Annotated in this window: 16 protein-coding genes; 6 read left to right on the plus strand and 10 right to left on the minus strand. The window is 43.8% G+C overall.

Going from position 1 to position 16,455, the window contains the following annotated elements; translation table 11 throughout:
- The first annotated feature begins 2 nt into the window (after positions 1–2).
- From pstA to I8J31_RS01865, 4 genes are all read left to right on the plus strand, one after another.
- A complete protein-coding gene (pstA, locus tag I8J31_RS01850) occupies positions 3–1,703 on the plus strand; it encodes a phosphate ABC transporter permease PstA (RefSeq protein WP_199466673.1) in 1,701 nt (566 codons plus the stop codon).
- Positions 1,704–1,723: 20 nt separating this feature from the next.
- The gene (gene pstB, locus I8J31_RS01855; RefSeq protein WP_199466482.1) at positions 1,724–2,554 is read left to right on the plus strand and encodes a phosphate ABC transporter ATP-binding protein PstB; all 831 of its coding nucleotides are present in this window, start codon (positions 1,724–1,726) and stop codon (positions 2,552–2,554) included.
- 14 nt (positions 2,555–2,568) lie between these two features.
- A complete protein-coding gene (gene phoU, locus I8J31_RS01860; protein ID WP_199466483.1) occupies positions 2,569–3,282 on the plus strand; it encodes a phosphate signaling complex protein PhoU in 714 nt (237 codons plus the stop codon).
- A 167-nt stretch (positions 3,283–3,449) separates the two neighbouring features.
- The gene (locus tag I8J31_RS01865; RefSeq protein ID WP_199466484.1) at positions 3,450–3,950 is read left to right on the plus strand and encodes a free L-methionine (R)-S-oxide reductase MsrC; all 501 of its coding nucleotides are present in this window, start codon (positions 3,450–3,452) and stop codon (positions 3,948–3,950) included.
- A 25-nt stretch (positions 3,951–3,975) separates the two neighbouring features.
- Here I8J31_RS01865 and I8J31_RS01870 read toward each other — a convergent pair whose 3' ends face one another.
- The 8 genes from I8J31_RS01870 to I8J31_RS01905 form a co-directional block, all read right to left on the minus strand.
- Positions 3,976–4,311: an Hpt domain-containing protein gene (locus I8J31_RS01870; RefSeq protein ID WP_199466485.1), complete on the minus strand. Its 336-nt coding sequence runs from the start codon at positions 4,309–4,311 to the stop codon at positions 3,976–3,978.
- On the minus strand, positions 4,304–6,145 hold the full coding sequence (locus I8J31_RS01875) for a hybrid sensor histidine kinase/response regulator (protein WP_199466486.1): 1,842 nt from the start codon (positions 6,143–6,145) through the stop codon (positions 4,304–4,306). The genes I8J31_RS01870 and I8J31_RS01875 overlap by 8 nt, the downstream gene beginning before the upstream one ends.
- Before the next feature lie 6 nt (positions 6,146–6,151).
- The gene (locus I8J31_RS01880) at positions 6,152–6,655 is read right to left on the minus strand and encodes a putative pterin-binding protein (protein WP_199466487.1); all 504 of its coding nucleotides are present in this window, start codon (positions 6,653–6,655) and stop codon (positions 6,152–6,154) included.
- A 146-nt stretch (positions 6,656–6,801) separates the two neighbouring features.
- Positions 6,802–7,803 (minus strand): murein tripeptide/oligopeptide ABC transporter ATP binding protein OppF, encoded by a 1,002-nt coding sequence (oppF, locus tag I8J31_RS01885; RefSeq protein WP_199466488.1) that lies wholly within the window; start codon positions 7,801–7,803, stop codon positions 6,802–6,804.
- Positions 7,803–8,792, minus strand: a complete 990-nt coding sequence (gene oppD, locus I8J31_RS01890; RefSeq protein WP_199466489.1) for an oligopeptide ABC transporter ATP-binding protein OppD — start codon at positions 8,790–8,792, stop codon at positions 7,803–7,805. Before oppD ends, oppF begins: the two co-directional genes overlap by 1 nt.
- 9 nt (positions 8,793–8,801) lie before the next feature.
- Entirely contained in the window at positions 8,802–9,728 is a 927-nt protein-coding gene (gene oppC / locus I8J31_RS01895; protein ID WP_199466490.1) for an oligopeptide ABC transporter permease OppC, read from the minus strand.
- Between the two features lie 12 nt (positions 9,729–9,740).
- Entirely contained in the window at positions 9,741–10,661 is a 921-nt protein-coding gene (gene oppB, locus I8J31_RS01900; protein ID WP_199466491.1) for an oligopeptide ABC transporter permease OppB, read from the minus strand.
- 114 nt (positions 10,662–10,775) lie between these two features.
- Complete coding sequence (locus I8J31_RS01905; RefSeq protein WP_233402529.1) at positions 10,776–12,479, minus strand: peptide ABC transporter substrate-binding protein; 1,704 nt, start codon at positions 12,477–12,479, stop codon at positions 10,776–10,778.
- A gap of 204 nt (positions 12,480–12,683) precedes the next feature.
- On the opposite strand from I8J31_RS01905, the gene cysZ reads away from it, so the two are divergent.
- Both cysZ and I8J31_RS01915 read left to right on the plus strand, forming a co-directional pair.
- Positions 12,684–13,463 (plus strand): sulfate transporter CysZ, encoded by a 780-nt coding sequence (cysZ, locus tag I8J31_RS01910; protein ID WP_199466492.1) that lies wholly within the window; start codon positions 12,684–12,686, stop codon positions 13,461–13,463.
- Positions 13,463–14,380 carry a response regulator gene (locus I8J31_RS01915; RefSeq protein WP_199466493.1) on the plus strand — a complete coding sequence of 306 codons (918 nt, stop codon included), beginning with the start codon at positions 13,463–13,465 and terminating at the stop codon, positions 14,378–14,380. Before cysZ ends, I8J31_RS01915 begins: the two co-directional genes overlap by 1 nt.
- Before the next feature lie 38 nt (positions 14,381–14,418).
- Here the strand turns inward: I8J31_RS01915 and phoR are convergent, their stop codons facing one another.
- Together phoR and phoB are read right to left on the minus strand one after the other, a co-directional pair.
- On the minus strand, positions 14,419–15,762 hold the full coding sequence (gene phoR, locus I8J31_RS01920) for a phosphate regulon sensor histidine kinase PhoR (protein ID WP_199466494.1): 1,344 nt from the start codon (positions 15,760–15,762) through the stop codon (positions 14,419–14,421).
- Positions 15,759–16,454 (minus strand): phosphate regulon transcriptional regulator PhoB, encoded by a 696-nt coding sequence (phoB, locus tag I8J31_RS01925; RefSeq protein WP_199466495.1) that lies wholly within the window; start codon positions 16,452–16,454, stop codon positions 15,759–15,761. The genes phoR and phoB overlap by 4 nt, the downstream gene beginning before the upstream one ends.
- Between the last annotated feature and the right edge of the window lies 1 nt (position 16,455).

Raw genomic sequence — 16,455 nt, forward strand, 5'->3', positions numbered from 1 at the left:
ATATGAAAATGCAGAAAAAATCCGTATCCGAATGGGTCAAATCTGGTGATCCGTGGGTGTGGTTAAACGCAGGTGCTGTGGCGATTTCGGTCATCATGGTAATTGGCTTATTGTTGTTGATTGCGGTGCGTGGTTTAGGTCATTTCTGGCCAGCGGATGTGGTGCAAGCTCACTATGCTTTACCGGGCGAATCTGAGTACAACATTGCTGCTGAACGGGTGGAAAGTGTTGAGGTATCCGCTGCGCAATTACGTGAAGCGGGTATTCAGATTCCAGACGAGCATCAATTGATGCAGCGTACCCTAATGAAAACAGGGAACCGAGATGTTTACGGTTCGGATTTCCGTTGGGTGATCGATGAATACCTAACTGAGACCAAACGTCCTGAAATGCTATTTACAGCGGAGCGTCGTGAATGGGGTAATTTATACGGTTACCTAAAAGCGGTGAAGGAAGACGGTAAAATCGTTTCTCAAACGAATGATTTAACGCCGACAGCGTCTGCGATGGCAACTTGGCAAGTGTTCGAAGAAAGCATAGAACGCGCTTCTAAAATTCATGATGCTATTCATGTTATAGAGAAGAAAGACATCGGCAAGATTAACTATGCACTTGAACGTATTCGTTTAGAGCAACGTCGCCTTGAACTAAAAGGTAAGTTAACGCCAGAAGCGGAAGCGGATCTTGCTACAGAGCGTGGTCAATACGACGAAGAATACAAGCAGCTTCAACAGAGTTTGATTGAACTTTATAGTCAAATTAATCGTGATACCTTCATCGTTCAGGTGATGGATGGTTCAGTGCATGAAATGCCAGTTTCTAAGATTGTTCATGCTTTTCGTGCAAACTCCATGGGGGTTGTCGAGAAAATAGGTTTTTACTTCGTTAAGTTAGGTGAATTTTTATCGGATGAACCACGCGAAGCGAATACGGAAGGCGGTGTGTTCCCAGCCATCTTCGGTACTGTCATGATGGTATTGTTGATGACGGTTTTGGTCACACCATTCGGTGTCGTTGCTGCAGTGTATTTGCGTGAATACGCATCGCAAGGCTGGGTGACACGTATCATTCGTATTGCGGTAAACAACTTAGCGGGTGTTCCTTCTATCGTATACGGTGTGTTTGGCTTGGGCTTCTTTATTTACTTCCTAGGTTCAGGCATTGACCAAGCTTTCTTCCCTGAAGCGCTGCCTTCACCAACCTTTGGTACAGGTGGTTTAATGTGGGCGTCTATCACACTGGCTTTATTGACGGTACCTGTGGTGATTGTCGCGACGGAAGAAGGTTTGTCCCGTATTCCTCGCAATGTTCGTGAAGGCAGTTTGGCTTTAGGAGCAACGAAAGCAGAAACCCTATGGCGTGTTGTTTTGCCTATGGCAAGTCCAGCTATCATGACTGGGGTGATTCTTGCGGTAGCGCGTGCGGCCGGTGAAGTAGCACCTTTGATGTTAGTTGGTGTGGTAAAACTTGCGCCGTCATTGCCATTGGATGGTAATTACCCTTATATCCATTTGGATCAAAAATTCATGCATTTGGGCTTCCACATTTATGATGTGGGTTTCCAAAGCCCTAATGTGGAAGCGGCACGACCTCTTGTGTACGCGACAGCTTTATTGCTAGTGATTGTTATTGCTTTGCTTAACTTGTCAGCAGTAACGATTCGAAACCATCTACGTGAAAAATACAAATCGCTAGAAATGTAAGCGGCGGAGAATAGATTATTATGAGCGACGTAAAAACACACTCAATTGATATTTCAGCGATGCAGCGTAGCCAACAGGCTCTGCGTATTGAAGATGAAAAAGTATGTTTATCGGTAAACGATTTGCACTTATTTTATGGTGAAAAAGAAGCCTTGAAGGGGATAGATATGATTATTCCCGAAAAAAAGGTAACAGCATTTATCGGACCTTCTGGTTGTGGTAAATCGACCTTATTGCGTTGCTTTAACCGCATGAATGATTTGGTTGATAGCTGCCGTATTACTGGTGAAATCAATCTGCACTCTGACAATATTTATGCCAAAGGAACAGACGTTGCAGAGTTACGCCGCCGTGTTGGTATGGTATTTCAGAAGCCTAACCCGTTTCCTAAAAGCATTTACGAGAACGTGGCTTATGGCCTGCGAATTCAGGGTATTAACAAGAAACGTGTATTGGATGAAACCGTTGAGTGGGCGTTGCGTTCTGCGGCATTGTGGGACGAAGTGAAAGACCGACTACACGAAAGTGCGCTTGGCATGTCTGGTGGTCAGCAGCAACGTTTGGTTATTGCTCGTACGGTTGCTGTAAAACCTGAAGTTTTGTTGTTGGATGAGCCCGCTTCTGCTTTGGACCCTATTTCGACATTAAAAATTGAAGAATTGATTCATGAGCTGAAAAAGGATTTCACTATCGCGATAGTGACACACAATATGCAACAAGCAGCACGTGTGTCTGATTACACGGCGTTCATGTACATAGGTGACTTGGTTGAATTTGGCGATACTAATACGTTATTCACTAATCCAAGCAAACAACAAACAGAAGACTACATCACAGGCCGTTACGGCTAGGCGGAGGAAGGATTATGCAAGAATTAACTACGGACCATATCTCTCAGCAATTTAATAATGAGCTGGAAGCGCTTCGCCAACACTTTTTGACAATGGGTGGCGTAGTTGAAACTCAGGTTCAAGACGCAGTACAGGCCTTGTTAGATAGCAATGGCTCTTTAGCGGAAGACGTGAAAGAAAAAGATGCCACTGTGAATCAACTGGATGGCATTATCGATGAAGAGTGCACGCGTATTTTAGCGAAACGTCAGCCAGCGGCCTCTGATTTACGAATGATTTTGTCTATCAGCAAAGCCGTTAGTGAATTAGAACGCATGGGGGATGAAGCGAAAAAGATTGCGAATTTGACATTAAGTTTGATTGATGAAGGCGAGTCTCCACGTGGTTATGTTGAGATCAGCCGAATTGGTCAAATGGTGTCTCGGATGATCCATGATTCATTAGATGCTTATGCTCGTTTGGATATTGAAGCCGCAATTAAGGTCGCGAAACAAGACCGTAAGGTAGATCAAGAGTACAACACGGCATTGCGCTCCTTAGTCACCTACATGATGGAAGACCCTCGTAGTATTTCCCGAGTCATTAATGTTATTTGGGTACTGCGTTCTTTAGAACGTATTGGTGATCATGCTCGCCATGTTTGTCAGCATTTGATCTTTATGGTCAAGGGTGTGGATGTTCGTCATGTGGCTGCACATGATATTGCGAGTGAAGTAGAAGATAAATAATCTACATTAAGTAGGTTTATCAAATCGGCCTGTTGTCCTCCAAATAGGAGGTAGCAATAGGTCGATTTTGTGTTTTAAAGGCCTCTATTCTTTCTGTCATTGGTCTATTGGTTCTTATGCTGACTTTGCTTATGATCGGGTTTCCATTTTAGCAGCGGTTCATTCCAATGTTCTCTATTGAAACAGACTCAAACTCTTCTCCTGAACACTATTTTCAAGAACTGAATTTACAACTTTCGTCACTATTAAGCGGAGAGCGAGATCTTATTTGTAACGCGGCACAATTTTCTGCCTTTATTATGCAAACTATTGAAGGGCTAAATTGGGCTGGATTTTATTTCGCCCGTGGCGAGGAGTTAGTACTTGGTCCTTATGTTGGCAAGGTTGCCTGTACTCGCATTCCATTTGGTCGAGGTGTATGCGGCGCTGCGGCTGTTACTGAGGCAATACAACGTATTGATGATGTGCATGCTTTTGAAGGGCATATCGCCTGTGATGCTGCTTCAGCATCGGAATTAGTGGTTCCTGTTATTAATGGTGATGAGTTGATTGGCGTGTTTGATATAGATAGCCCGTCAGTAGGGCGTTTTTCTGCGGTGGACCAAGCGGGTATCGAAAGCTTAGTCGCCACCTTTGTTGCTGCAACGGATTTTAAGTGGGCAATTTAGGCTTATTGTTAAGACGCATAAAGCCTTAGTCTGCAAAGTAATCTGCTAGAGCTTGTAATGATTGTTGATATAGCTCTGGCAGTTGATCTACGGCTGCTTGTATACCCTCTTCTTTTTCGTGAGAAGCGGAGGTTTCTATGATCCGGCATTGTTCTGCTAATAAGGGTAAGGACATATTGGCACTAGCGGATTTAAGTGAGTGGCTAATATGTGCAAGGTCGTCATAGTTTTTTGCTTGCCAAGCGGTTAGCAAGAGTGTCATTTTTTCTGCGCTGTCGGTGACGTAATCTAGACGTATATTGTTAATGGTGTCTTTACCTAACAGCTCGATTAGATTATCCAAATGTGCTTTATCAATCATGATTTTTAGCCCCATCATTAGGCCGTGTGCTACTAATTTTATTAGCAGGGGGAAATAGGTGTGAAATGCTTTTTTCTAGCTGGCTTTGAGTCAATGGTGTTGATAAAAACGTCGCGCCAGATAGGAAAGTTTTATTCGTTATATGAGTCGATTTGTTATAACAAATAAAAGGCATACTTTTTTCATAGTACCTTAGGAAACTTTGTTCAGTTTCATTATCCACTAAATTGCTTGTTCCTAAAATAATAAGATCGTAATGCTTTTCTTCATTCGGGTTACCATCCTCTGAGAGGGTCGCATCGATATTGAGAGCGTCGAGTTGCAAGCTTAATATTTTTGCAAGGTGGGTATCACTTTCGACGATTAAAGCCTGTCTTGTTGCCATGTTTTTAACGGCAGCAGGAGGGTGGGACTGATTTAGTACAGACATGTGAAAAGGCAGGTTTACCCAGAATTCGCAGCCTTTTTGTGGCACGCAAGAAAAGTGTATTTCGCCTTCCATTTCGTTTACTAATTGATGACACAAGGTCAAAGGCAGGCCCATTTCATTCAATACAGTTATGTCTTGTTTTTTAGAAGGGGTTCTTAAGCTTTGTTGCAGGTGACTATCCATCCCTATGCCAGTATCTCTGATGGCAATTTGTAGCACTCTTGTCTGCTTATTTCCCGTCGGGTTCATTTTCTGTGATGGTGTTAACGATGAGGGTCTAACCTGAAGGCTGATACTACCGCTGAGAGTATGGGCAACGGCATTTTGTAATAAGGCCGAAATAATTTCTCTGAGGCGAGGGAAGTCAATATTTATTTCTTTGGGCAATGACGGATCTATGTAAGAAATAGCTTGTAAACCTTTGCGAGTGAGTTGTGGTTCTAAGGTATGCAAGCAGTCTTCTATCATGTCTTTTAAATTGCCTGTAGTAGTTATCAATGTCAGTTTTTTAGCATCGATTAACGCTAAATCAGCAAACATATCGACTGTACTCAGCAGTTGCTGAGCGGATTCTTCAATATTGTTAGATAGCTCGTTACTTAGGTGCGACTGGCTTTCTTTTGTTAAGGCTTTTGCAACACTTAGAATCGCATTAATAGGCGCTTTAACTTCTTGGTTTATAAAAGAAATCATATCAGACTTTTCTTCATTTATGGTCAGTATCTTGGCATCAAGAAGACGATTTCGTCCGGCAATAGCCTGTGTTTTTGCTAATCCTTTGATAATGAAAAAGAACAAAAATAGCAGGCTGGTTAAGAACAACATGGTTAATAGTTGAATACGATCTAAATTTGTCTGTAGGTCATCATGTTGCTGAGCGATGTAGTTATTACTGCCCTGATTGACCAGAATAACGAATTCGTTAATTTGCTTATTCAATTTTTCGATACGATCAATCAGATCAGGTAGGTAAGAGACGTCACCACTTTCTATTTTAGCAAGGTTGAGGCTAATGAGTTCGAGTTCACCGTTAATAATATTGAGAGCGCGTATTGTTCGACCACCGGAAAAGCTTCGTATTAGAGAGCCTATAGTGCCAGCTCTAAGAAGGTCAACGCGGCTCATTAGCAGATCATATTCAAAGAAGGCGTTGCCTTTTAGTGGAAAGTCGCTGTCATCCAGCTCAATGAGATAGTTTAGAAATCGATAGGTTTGCAATTGTAATTGCAGAGAGTTCCATAAAATACTTTCAAAAATACGTTTTGAGTTCGCCTTAGAACCATCATTGGTATAACTAATGATGCCGAATACGGCAATGGCGATGGTAATAATTAGAGCAATGAGCCCATAGATTATCCATTGTTGAAACCGAGTAGCCCAAGTCCTTAGCTGTAATGAACGCAAAACAACTTACTCCGCGATAAAGTAGGTTTCAATACGATGGATTTGCCAGATAGAGCGGCCATAATAGGTTTCGCTTTTTAGTTCTGGTTGATCATCAAATGGATAAATCACCATAATTGGGCCGAGTTTGCGCACACTCATTGGATGCCCATCTAGGTGGGTAGCAAAAATGGCTCCCCGTTCTGTGAAGTCTGATATAGGGATTTCTGTCATATATTGATTAAGGGCGATAACCTTTAATAGGGTAGCTTTACTCTCTATGGTTGCTAAAAGATCTTTAGCTGAGAAACCGCGGTATGTATGGGAGCCTTTTGTCCAAGGATTATGTGTGGTTACAGAGCGCTGAGGTAAAGCGTTTAGCATGTCTAAATCGAACTCGATACCATGCTCTGCATTTGCATCGTCCAAGGCGTTGGAGATGGTTAATATGACTCGTCCTGATGGCTGGTCAAGAGCATAGGAGGGCGTGTTAATAAGCAACACGCAGATAAGAGAGAAGAATAAACGCATCAATCTATTTCCGGCAAAGAGACTCAGAGATCTTATCATAGACCAAAAATATTGGATAACAGTGGTTTTTGTTCTTTATCTAGCGGCTTACTTGATGATGAAAAAGTCGCTTTAAACCGAGTTCGAAGCGACTCATATTATAAATATTAAGCAATGTCTGCTAAGCGTATACAGGCCGCTTGTTGCTCATCAGATAGGGGTTGTAATACCGGCTTTTGTAGTGCACAGGTTTCATTTGCATGGGGGCAACGGGTGCGGAAAACACAACCTGAAGGAGGGCTTATTGGGGATGGAAGATCCCCTGTTAAGAGCTGGATTTTTTTGTCTCGCTCTATTTTTGGGTCGGGCACTGGGACAGCAGATAATAGTGCTTTGGTATAGGGGTGCTGAGGAGTTTCATACAGAGCTTGTCTGCTCGCAAGTTCTACCGCATTGCCTAGATACATGACCAATACACGATCTGATATGTGTTTTACCACGCTTAAGTCATGGGCGATAAAGACCAGAGACAGATTCATCTCGGCCTGCAATGCCTTCAATAAGTTAACGACTTGCGCTTGGATCGAAACATCTAATGCAGAAACCGGCTCGTCACAAACCACTAATTTAGGTTTTAGAATCAAAGCGCGAGCAATCCCGATACGTTGACATTGACCGCCAGAGAATTCGTGAGGGTAACGGTTAATCACATTGGGCAAGAGGCCTACCTTGTCCATCATGGCGCGAACTTCTTGTTTTATCTCCGCCTTAGATAAGTGTGGCTGAAAGGTTTGTAAAGGTTCGGCAATAATGTCACCCACTGTCATGCGTGGGTTTAGAGAAGCTAATGGGTCTTGGAAGATCATTTGCAATTCTTGGCGCTTATCCCGCATTTGCTTTTTGTCTAGGTCTGTTAAGTCTTGTCCAAGCCATACCACGTTACCCTCGGTAATGGGAACAAGGCGTAGTAGCGCACGCGCCAGAGTGGATTTCCCACAACCTGATTCGCCTACGACTCCTAGAGTCTCGCCTTCATAAATGGTGAGATTAACGCCATCTACAGCCTTTAGAGCATGGCCTTTTTGCCATGGCCAAGCATTATCAGATTTGATATTGAAGTGAACCTTTAAATTGTTTACTTCCATTAATATTTTGTCGGAAATAGTCATTAAGCAACCCATCCATCAACTGATTTATGACAAGCACGAAGCTGACCTGAGGCGAATTCCTCTAATGGCGGAATGTTTTCTACGCAGCGATCTTTGGCGTATTCACAGCGCGTTTGGAAGGGGCAACCTGGTGGTAAATTCAATAAGTTTGGTGGGTTGCCGGGAATGGTTGAAAGAATACCAGCATCGGTATCCAGACGAGGAATGGCCTGTAATAACCCTTGGGTATAGGGATGAGTCGGGCGATAAAAGACGTCCTCTGCGCTGCCGTATTCCATGGTTTGTCCGGCGTACATGACAAGAACCTTATCACACAGACCTGCGACCACGCCTAGGTCATGAGTGATCATGATGATAGAGGTATTAAAGTCGTCTTTTAGTTCGTTCAACAATGTCAGGATTTGAGCTTGTACGGTAACGTCTAAGGCGGTGGTGGGTTCATCGGCAATCAGTAGTTTGGGTTGGCACAATAGGGCCATGGCAATCATTACGCGCTGCCTCATACCGCCAGAAAACTCGTGCGGGTACATATTCATGCGTTTTCGAGCTTCAGGCATTTTCACCGCATCGAGCATTTTTACCGATGCTTCAAAGGCTTCCGCTTTATTCATGCCCTTGTGCAGCATTAACACTTCCATCAGCTGCTTGCCGACTTTCATATAAGGGTTTAAGGAAGTCATAGGGTCTTGGAAGATCATCGCGATTTCTTTAGAGCGAATGCGGTTCATTTCTTTTTCGTGCAAAGATAAGATATTTCGCCCTTCAAAACGGGCCTCCCCTTTGATCACGCCATTGTTCGCCAGCAAACCCATTAGAGCAAAAGCGGTCTGGCTTTTGCCGGAGCCCGATTCGCCCACTATGCCCAGTGTTTCACCTTGCCCTAGGGTAAAATTCAGGTCATTGACTGCCGTGACAAAGCCATCAGGTGTGCCGAAACTAACGCGTAAATTTTCGACTTCTAATAGGTTCTCAGTACTTAATAAACTCATCATGCCTCCTTAGCGGTCTTTAGGGTCAAGCGCATCGCGTAAGCCATCGCCGAGGAAGTTAAAACAAAATAGCGTCACCACTAAGAAAGCGAGTGGCCAAGCCAATTGCCAGACCGCAATTTCCATATTCTGTGCGCCTTCTGAAAGCAAGGCGCCCCAGCTAGTCATGGGCTCTTGTACGCCCAGCCCTAGAAAGCTGATAAAAGACTCTAAGAGGATCATGTTTGGAACAAGAAGCGTGGCGTAGACCACAACAATGCCCAGCACATTGGGAATGATGTGACGCAAAATAATTTTTGGTGTGGAGACACCACAGGCATAGGCGGCTTCTATGTATTCCTTGTTTTTTAAACTGAGGGTTTGCCCTCGCACTATCCTTGCCATGTCGAGCCAAGAAATGGCGCCAATAGCGACGAAAATCAAGAAGATGTGGCGGCCAAATATGGTCATCAAGATGATGACAAAAAACATAAAAGGAAAAGAATTAAGAATCTCCAGGAAGCGCATCATGACACTGTCTACTCGGCCGCCAAGGTAGCCGGAAGTCGCACCGTACAGTGTACCTATTATAATGGCGACGAAGCTGCCTAGAATACCAACCAGTAAGGAGATTTGTCCCCCTTGCATGGTTCGTACAAAGATATCGCGCCCCAAGGTATCAGTGCCAAAGTAGTGGCCATTTTCAATATTGGGACGACCTAAAACGGAAATATCCGATAGGGCTTCCCAGTCTATATCTTCATAATGCCATTGACTAAAAAACGGACCTAAAAGTGCGAAAGCACCTACTAGAGCTAATATGACCAAGCTGATAACGGCAGCGTGGTTAGAGAAAAATCGACGCCGAGCGTCTTGCCATAAACTGCGACCTTCAACGTCCACCACCTGTTGGGCGAACTGTTCAATGGCCTGAACTTTGTCTTTCGTAGTAATCATAATGTCTAGGCCTTAGTAACGAATTTTTGGATCAATAACGGCATATAAAATATCGACGATGGCATTAAATACAATCGTCAATGTCCCAATTAAAATGGTCACGCCCATCACTAAAGAATAATCACGGTTTAGGGCACCATTGATAAAGTGTTGACCAATGCCTCCAGTACCAAAATACACATCGACAATCACCGAGCCTGTGACGATGCCAACGAACGCAGGTCCAAGATAAGAGACCACTGGCAACATGGCTGGGCGTAGTGCGTGTTGCAAGACAATGCGATATTTAGGCAAGCCCTTTGCGCGAGCGGTACGGATAAAGTTGGAGTGCATGGTTTCTATCATGCTGCCACGGGTGATACGGGCGATTTGGGCGATGTAGCTGGTGGACATGGCAATGACAGGCATGATCAAGTAGGGCCAAGCGCCACCGTTCCAGCCACCTGGCGGTAGCCACTGGTTATAAATAGAAAAAAATAAGATACACAATGGAGCCAGAACAAAATTAGGTAACACAATGCCAAGATTGGCAAATGACATAATGCCGTAATCAAGCCATGAATTTTGGCGTAGTGCGGCGAGAATGCCACAGCTGACGCCAATCAGTAGCGCCACGAGAAAAGACCAAATCCCTATTTCAGCGGAAACGGGAAAGCTTTGTGCAATTAGCTCATTAATAGAGAAGTCTTTATAGCGAAAAGAAGGGCCTAAGTCCCCTTGCAATAAGCCTCCTAAGTAATAGAAGTACTGGTTAATGACGGGCTCATCTAAATGGTACTTGGCGTTAATATTTGCCAGTACTTCGGGTGGTAAGGTACGTTCGCTGGAAAATGGACTTCCCGGTGCATAGTGCATCAAGAAGAAGGAAACCGTGATTAATATAAGAAGCGTTGGAATGGCTTCCAGTACACGCTTTGAGATAAATGTCAGCATAGAAAAATTACCAGATTAGGTCTGAAAACAATAAACAGAGGCTAATGCTAGGGTTGAAAATGGAAAGAGGCCCAGTACAGTAATCTGTACTGGGCGGGTAACACTGGATAATGCTTAGTGCTTGATGATGTACATATCACGCGCATAAACATTGTCTTCAGGGTTAGGTTGGTAACCACCTACGTAAGGTTTTACTAGACGTTTGTTTACGTACTGGTAAATAGGCGCAACAGCCATGTCTTGCTCAATGGCAATTTCTTCAGCCTTGTTGTAGTTCGCAGCAGGATCTTTCATGGTACGAGCATCGTGCAATAGTGTGTCGTACGCTGCGTTGCTGTATTTGCCGTCGTTGTTGCCGTGAGTGGTGGTGAGCAAATCCAACATGGTAGAGGCTTCATTGTAATCACCAATCCAACCTGCACGAGCCACATCAAACTGTTGATGCTTTTTCGTTTCTAGGTAGGTTTTCCATTCTTGGTTTTCTAGCGTGACTTTTACACCAAGGGTTTTTTTCCACATCGCAGAAATCGCAATGGCTAGTTTCTTATGGTTTTCATTGGTGTTGTAAAGCAGAGTGAAGTTAAGTGGGTTGCTCTTATCGAACCCCGCTTCTTTCAGTAAGGTTTGCGCTTTTTCGTTACGCTCTTTCTGTGTCCAAGTCGCGTAAGCTGGAGTGGCAGGGTTGAAGCCATTGACCACTTCTGGCGTGAAAGAATAAGCAGGAATTTCGCCTACGCCAGTCACGTATTTCGTGATGACATCACGATCAATAGCATAGGACAAGGCCTTACGAACACGTACGTCATTGTAGGGCGCTTTGGTAGTGTTGAATTGATAATAATAGGTGCCTAGGTAAGGCGTAATAACCACTTGGTCTGGCATATCACGTTTTAGTTGTTTGAAGTGGTCATTTGGTAGCTCATAGCTAAGGTCCATTTGGCCTGCTTGAAAGCGTTTGAGCTCAGCATTAGGAGACTCTATCGGTAAGTAAGTGACTTTATTAATAACGGTTTCCGCATCGTTCCAGTAGTATTTATTACGCGAGAACTCCATTTTTTCATTGACGACCCATTCATCCATTTTATAAGCGCCGTTAGAGACCATATGTTCTGGTTTAGTCCAGTCATCTCCCCACTTCTCTACTACTTTTTTCGGCACAGGGAACATGGTTTGGTGTGAGGTCATTTTTACAAAATAGGGTACCGGACGTTCAAGAGTCACTTGGAAGGTGTAGTCGTCGATGGCTTTTACGCCTAGTGATGAGGGTTTTGCTTCACCAGCAATAATTTTAGTCGCATTAACAATGGATGGGATTTCGATAAACCAAGCATAAGGAGATGCCGTAACAGGGTCTACTGCGCGGGTGAAGCTGTAAACAAAGTCGCCTGCTGTTACTGGGTCACCGTTAGACCATTTAGCGTCATGACGTAAATGAAATGTATAAACCGTGTTGTCTGCATTGACATCGTAACTGGTGGCGACTCCAGGAATCTGGTTACCGTCGCCGTCTTGGTTATATAAGCCTTCAAAAAGATCACGAGAACGAATCGAGCCTGGTGTACCTTCAATTTTTTGTGGGTCTAGGGTGGCTGGCTCAGAACCGCCACCACGCACAAGTTCTTGTTTGGCTGCCAGTTCTACTCCGGCCGGTACATCAGCGGCTTGTACTTGTAGTGTGCTAATAGAAGTTGCCAGAATCGCACTGGCAATAAGTGTTTTTGTCATTTTCATAATGTTCCCTTGTTGATTAGCTGAGGTGTGCAATATTGTTAGTTTTGGCGTCATGTCTGCACTGTCTGTATTCGCCTTAGCTTTCATAGTTCCTCAATTGAACACAGGTCACAATCGAAATTCCGCATCAGGTTATGCGTCTAATAAAGGTAGAAAGATTCAAAGCGGGGGAGTTTCTCGTATTTATCGCAAGGTGTTAGCAATATCGAGCTGTCTTGGTGGAGCCTAAATAGCGTGCGTGATATTCTGTCGGTCTTGGTATGAAATAGATTTTAAAAGGTAAGAGATAGCGTGATAACACAACCCTTTAAAGCCGCTGGGGCTTTTTTAAGAGCATTTCCTTTGGTCTTTTCGTCAGAGCTCAGATTGTTTATTTTGGCGCCTTTATTAGCGAATTTTTTGCTGGTTGGGCTGCTGTATTTGGTGGCATTTAGTTATTTTCAGAGTCTGATGGACTTTGTGATGGGGTATTTACCTGATTGGGTTTCCTTTTTGAATTGGCTGTTGTATCTGATTTTTGGCGCTATTATTAGTGCTGTTTTGTTCTATAGTTTTTCTGTGGGGGTCAATATTCTTGCTGCGCCCTTTATGGCGTTCCTCGCAGAAAAAGTAGAAGAAAAAGAAACTGGAAAAACCTTTGATGAAGGCTTAACGGCCAGTGTGCTTATCGCGATCATCGGCCGCAGTTTACAACGAGAATGTCAGAAAATACTGTATTTTTTACCACGTTTCATATTGTTGCTGCTATTGTCTTTTATACCCTTGGTTAATGTGATTGCACCTGTTTTGTTATTGTTATTTTCAGCTTGGATGTTATCTCTGCAATATATGGATTACGCCTTTGATAACAACAAGGTCAAATTTCATGATATGAGAATGACATTACGCTCTAAGCCTTTGTTATGTTGGACGTTTGGAGGGATAGTCATGGTTTGTTTGACTATTCCTTTGTTTAATTTATTTGTCATGCCGATTGCTGTTGTGGCGGCCACTTTATTGTGGATCTCGGTTTTTAGATCGCAACATGGGGATTTTTCTTCCCTGTTGGATCGTACTAATGGGTCTTTTTGATGTCGATGAAAATTTTAGTGGTAGACGACGCGTCTTTTACGCGTGACCTTATTCGACGAGCATTACGTAAGCAGTTTCCTGCTTGTGTGATTGAGGATGCGGTTAATGGTCGAAAAGCACAGCAACTGATGACGAAAAATCAGTTTGATATGGTGCTGTGTGATTGGGAAATGCCTGAAATGACAGGGGTTGAACTGCTTAAGTGGTGTCGTGAGCAGCCAAAGTACAAAAAAGAAGACATACCCTTTTTGATGATTACCAGTCGTGGAGATAAAAGCCATGTTGTCGAAGCGGTACAGGCTGGCGTAACAGATTACTTAGGTAAACCGTTTTCCAGTGAGCAGTTGGTGAGTAAGGTTCTTTCGGCTGCTAAGAGGCATAAAATGGAGGGCAAGCTTGCTGCTGAAAAGCCTCGTGGCGGTGGCGACTCAGCTGGACCGGGTGGCGTGGCGACGGCTTCTTTAGATGTGTTGATGGGAGCTGGAAAGTCTTCTAAGCCGGCTAGCTCTCCAGCATCAGGCGGTGCCATGGATGTACTGCTTGGCGGAAAACCAGCTAAAGCTACGCAGGCGACTAAATTTACTCATCCTCAAGCACCTGCAGTGACAGTGAAGGATGTAAAAGTTCCAACAGTCGTGCGCTTTGAAGGGAAGCAATTTCGTTGCATGGTGATTCAGTTTGGTAAGCAAGAAGCGACCATGTTGATTAAGAGTGACGATGTGATCCCGCAAGTATTAGGGCAAGCCGTATTAGATTTAGAGCATAAGGGAACGGTAAACCGTTTGAACTATTATGTTCAATCAGTTGCCACGACAGAGAAAAAACACGATTCCACTTTTTTGACCGTAGGGCTAGGCCTTATCGATCAGGACAGTGAGAAGGAAGCCTTTATTAGTCAGTTGTTCAACAGTTTATAAAACATAAAAAGGGAATCTTATAAAACAAGACTCCCTTTTTATTCGTTGTTTCCATTGCTAATGCTGGTATTGGACGCAATCGCTGGAATGTTGTCATTACGCAGACGGTTGGCAGGGAAATGACAAGAGAAAGTACTGCCATAACCGGGCTGGCTGCGAATCTGTAGTTTAGCATCATGATGTAACAGTACATGTTTCACTATGGCCAAACCAAGTCCTGTGCCACCTGTTTTTGAACCTCGTCCTTTATCCACTCTAAAGAAACGTTCCGTTAATCGAGGTATGTACCTTGGGTCGATACCTAGACCGGTATCTTTTACTGAAAATACACCATTAAATTCACCTGATTCCCACTTTACTTCAATATCACCACCATCAGGAGAGTATTTGATAGCATTGACGACAAGATTGGAGAAAGCACTGTAGAGTTCATTATAGGAGCCATATAGACGTGCCTCTTGTGGAATATCAAAGGTTAGCTTGTGCTCTTCTTTCAGCATGGCACCAGTGGATTTGTTGATCGTTTGCACTAGATCCGCAACCTTGTGCCATTGATCTTCTTCACGCTTATCATTGCTTTCTAACCGGGATAGCAACAATAGGTCTTCTATTAATTGCTCCATACGTTCAGATTGCTCAGACATGTTCACAATGCCTTTCTGCATACTTGTGGGCAAGTTGTCGCTGAACATATCTAGGGTTTCTAAATAGCCTTTAATTACCGTTAGAGGGGTTTTTAGCTCATGGGAAGCATTGGCAACAAAATCTTTTCGCATCTGTTCTAGCAGGTGCAAGCGCGTGACATCGCGGACAAAAATAAGGTGGTCGTTTTTATCATAGAGTGTGGTTTGGATTTCTAAATAGACACCGTCTTTGGCAGGAGACTTGATAATTAGGGGTTCGCCAAAGCGCTTTTGACTAAAGTAGCGAAAAAATTCAGGGCTACGGACTATGTTGGTAATAGCTTGACCCCTGTCTATTGGGCGCATTAAGCCTAAAAAGTGGGCCGCTGAGTTATTCCACCACTCCAAGTTTCCTTGGTTGTCTGCCATGATCACGCCTTCTTTCAAGGCGGCGGTGGAGCTTTCTACCCGGGTTAGAGCTTGTCGCATACGGCGCTTAGATTTACGTTGTTTCTTTTGTAATCGATATACTGCGTCGAAGACTTCGCCCCAAATGCCGCTGGTTTCTGGGGGCGCTGCCCGACCAGAATGGCGTAACCAATTGTGGAATTGATACAGCTGGTAGAGTTGCCAATATAAAGACCCGAGAACGTAAAGCAACAACACGCCCTGCAATTGTCCTAAGGTAAATCCAATTACAATACAGGCAGCTAAGCCTAAGAACCAAGTTATAAGAGTTTTACGCCAAATAGCTTTCATGCTGACCTTTTTGCTGAAAATCGGTAGCCGGTACCTCGAACAGTTTGTATCAGACTATCGTGAGTACTACCAATGGCTTTGCGTAAACGACGAATATGAACATCAACGGTACGCTCTTCGACGTAGACATTGCCTCCCCAAACCTGATCCAAAAGTTGTGCCCTTGAGTAAGCGCGTTCTTGGTGAGTCATTAAAAACTTAAGCAAGCGAAACTCTGTTGGGCCCATGTCCAAGGGACGATTACCAATGGTTACCCGTTGGCTTATTGGGTCTAGCATAAGGCCTTCTATTTCAATGGGTTCATCGACGCCTTGCGGTGTTGCTCTGCGCAATACCGCTTTTAAACGAGCAACCAATTCACGAGGGGAAAAAGGTTTGGTGATGTAGTCATCTGCACCCACCTCTAAGCCTTGAATCTTATTATCTTCTTCACTTTTCGCGGTCAAAATAATGACTGGGATTTCGGCAGTAGAGCTGTCTTTTTTAAGGCGACGAGTGAGCTCAATACCACTACCACCAGGCATCATCCAATCGACCAAAATAAGATCGGGTCTATGATCAACAATAATTTCATGGGCTTGTTGGCTATTTTCCGCTTCCAAATATTCGTAGCCCGCCATTTCAAGGGCGACAGCGATCATTTCGCGAATAGAAGACTCATCATCAATAATTAATACTTTTTTACCGGTCACA

This window comes from Marinomonas transparens, from assembly GCF_016463975.1.
Taxonomy (GTDB): Bacteria; Pseudomonadota; Gammaproteobacteria; order Pseudomonadales; family Marinomonadaceae; genus Marinomonas; species Marinomonas transparens.